2 protein-coding genes are annotated in these 3,112 nt (G+C 43.4%); both read right to left on the bottom strand.

All coding sequences use genetic code 11. The features are described 5' to 3' along the window. Positions 1-181: 181 nt before the first annotated feature. Positions 182-2,533, bottom strand: a complete 2,352-nt coding sequence (locus LHW48_01235) for a T9SS type A sorting domain-containing protein (protein MCB5259087.1) — start codon at positions 2,531-2,533, stop codon at positions 182-184. Positions 2,534-2,613: 80 nt separating this feature from the next. After that, positions 2,614-3,112: T9SS type A sorting domain-containing protein (locus tag LHW48_01230; GenBank protein MCB5259086.1), on the bottom strand; the 499-nt coding region annotated here is incomplete at its 5' end.

Below are 3,112 nucleotides of genomic sequence, written 5' to 3'. Positions count from 1 at the left end.
TCTGGATAGCAGGCGTCTCGCCTGCTGAGCACGGAACGTGTTCTTTTTTCAAAACTTCGAAGTCTTGCTGGATGCGAGACGCATCCAATCCAGCAAACTCGCCTGTTTATTTGAAGCTTTCGCCACCGATAATGAAAGCATGTCAGAACTCAAAGTTTGGGATCCTCATCTGTCTCTTGTACTATTTCATCAGCATAACTTTGCGAATAGAGATTTTTCCTCCTGATTCCAGTTTGAAAAAATAAATGCCCGAGGCCAGACTATGATTATTCGCATCTCTGCCATCCCAGACCAGTGTGTGCTTTCCTCGGGGCAGATCAGCATCGAGCAAGTTCTTTACTCTCTGACCTTTGGTATTATAGACAGATACTAAAGCTCGTCCGTTTTCCGGGATATTGAATTCTATCGTGGTACTGGGATTAAACGGATTCGGATAATTATTCATACTCAAAGTGGGCGGGGCCAGTAAATTTTCAACTCCCACTTGCCCCTGCCATTCATAGGCCCCCATATCCACCTGATTCCCATAGATACGAGGATCGCCAGTCAGATCATAGGCAGGAAACTGATACCAATCCGGCAGATTAAAGATAGAGAAATCCATGGTTCCGGCATCGATGCATGGTGAATCCTGCCCCAAAGTATAGGGATTGCCCTCTTCCCAGGCATAAAACCCCGGATCGCAGCTTAGATTCGTTCCATACCATTCGATCGTGTTGTTCGGTCCCATATTGTAAACGGTGTCTTCGGGATTCTCAGAGGGGCCGACCAGGCAATTCAGAAACTGTAAATTCGAAGGCAGGTCCTCGTTGAGCAGCATAAAATTGATACCTGCTTCATTGCTGATAATGCTGTTGATAAAGCTTACCTTGGCATCCTCAAGCAAGTTTATGGCAGCACCATAACCGGTACTCCAGTGATTGTCCGTGATAGTAGAATTGATAAAGTAAGTCCTAAACTCGGTAGGCAAAAATGAATGCCCAATCTTAACGATACAATCCAATGAACCCCCGATAGACCTTGAATTACAATTAGTTATCTCAAGATTATGAAATATATTATCCCCTCCGGTTCGTAGCGGATCATTAGTGAAAATATTTAGTGCGTGTCCTGCCAATAAACCATATGGCGAAGCATACGTGTTGTGTATGCGGACATTATCCCCGTAAACATTTCCACCCCATAAATAAAAGGCCGTAGATACCATACAGTTTTCCACTGTGACATTACGCAATATCAGTTTTTCCGGATATGTCATCTGGGCTAACACTAACGGAAGATTGTAATGCAGAGGATAGATATTGCGGAAACTGATGTTTTCCAAAGTTAAACTAAACTTATCGACTACACCAACAAATGTGTCGCGAGATTTGCAAAAAATCAGCACAAAACGAGCAAATCCTTGATAAACCGGACCCTGGAATGTGATATTTTTGATCGTCACCTCTTTTTCAGAGTCCCAGCCGTTTATGAATGTAGTCGGAGCACCAACGCCAAAGATTACGCCTTCTTCGCTTTCGCCCACAATGCTTACATAGCTACGCAAATTGAGTGGAAAGTGCTGGTCTTCGGCGTAGATTCCATTGGCCAGATAGATAGTATGAGGACGCTGGCTATCTGCACCGATCCTATGTAAAGCCAGAGCAATGGTCTTTAGCGGTTCTTCAGGAGAAAGACCGGCATTGGCATCATCACCATCCGGGCTCACATAAAAGTCAGCATACTGCTGAGTCAGGACTGTAGTGTTGCAATGAAACGTGAAAGTAGCCTCAATACCGTTGTATTCGTATTCATGTTTTACACTAACACATTCTCTAAAATAAACCGATGATTCCGGCACGGTAAACTTATCAAGGTAAATATCTATATGTGTCATGTGTTGTAGGGTGATAAACATATCGATCCCAATTGACGCATAATTGTTATAAATGCTACATCGGTTAATTGGATCGAATTCCAATGTCCTTTCCGTTACTGAGTATCCAAAAAAACGAAATGCTCCACTGGATTCCCCCCAGTTATTGCTTATGATTGTGCCGGCTAAATATCCAGAACTGTAAGCCAAAAGGATCCCTGCTCCACCCTTTGCCCGGTTATTAATGACCCGGCAATTGATTATTGAAACATCGCTGTCATAAGCATAGACACCTCCCCCTACTCTTGTAAGATCTCCATAATCAGGATGTGTAGGAGTCCCGATCCCGTTGGTCATGTATAGACCACGAATAGTAACTATGGCATTCCCGTCAATAAAAATGCAACTACTGCTTTGGTTACCGTCTATCACCGTCTGAGCAATGTAAGTGCTATCTGAAGTGATTAGTTCAAGGCTGCTGATAGTCAAATGTCTGCCCGAAATTTCAATGTTTTCGAAATATGTGCCGGGATGAACCAATATAGTATCCTGTTCAGAAGCAGAATCTATCGCTATCTGGATATTTGTGTAAGGCTGTGACCCATCCAGAGCTACCTGGAGGATGGCAGCGCTAAGTAGTGCTGGGAGCAGCAGAATAAATGTCAGTATAATTTTCATAATCTCCTTCTTGTGCAGTGTTTGCGTAAAATTAAAACGATGGGAAGCAGATGTCCGCTTCCCATCTTAATCGTACGAGCTTACTTCAACATAAGCATTTTGTGGGTATGGGATTCAGATTCGGTATTGATGCGGATAAAATAGATGCCGCTGCTAACGGGATTGTTAGCGCTGTCTCTACCATCCCATTTAATGGTATTGATGCCCGCATTATATGGTTTTCTGCCCATTTCACGAACAATCTGACCCTTGATATTGTAGATGAGGATATTTGCTTCCGCTTTGGCCGTCAAAGTGAAAGAAATATTGGTATTCGGATTGAAGGGATTGGGGTAGTTTGATATGGCTCTAATAATGCCGACAGCACTGTCGCTATCTCCGGAGCCATTTCCGTTTAACTTTACCTGATAGAGGCCATCTTTTTCGGCGATGATCTGACCATCATTGAAAGCAAAGTTATTCAAATCAAGCATTTCGTATGCGTAATGGCTGGAAGGCTGAGCTTTTGTGTTATAGACGATCTCAAACGTGAGCGGAGAGGGATTTTCAAAATCCGGATAAGCCAGGATTTGGCAGGGG

It is taken from the genome of Candidatus Cloacimonadota bacterium (genome assembly GCA_020532355.1).
In the GTDB taxonomy this organism is placed as follows: Bacteria; Cloacimonadota; Cloacimonadia; order Cloacimonadales; family Cloacimonadaceae; genus UBA5456.
The sequence above is the reverse complement of the archived record's forward strand: the minus strand, read 5'-3'. Positions and strand labels throughout refer to the sequence as shown.

Coding starts and splice junctions, on each gene's coding strand:
- LHW48_01235 (MCB5259087.1), bottom strand. CDS start 2,533: ATGAAAATTATACTGACATTTATTCTGCTGCTCCCAGCACTACTTAGC.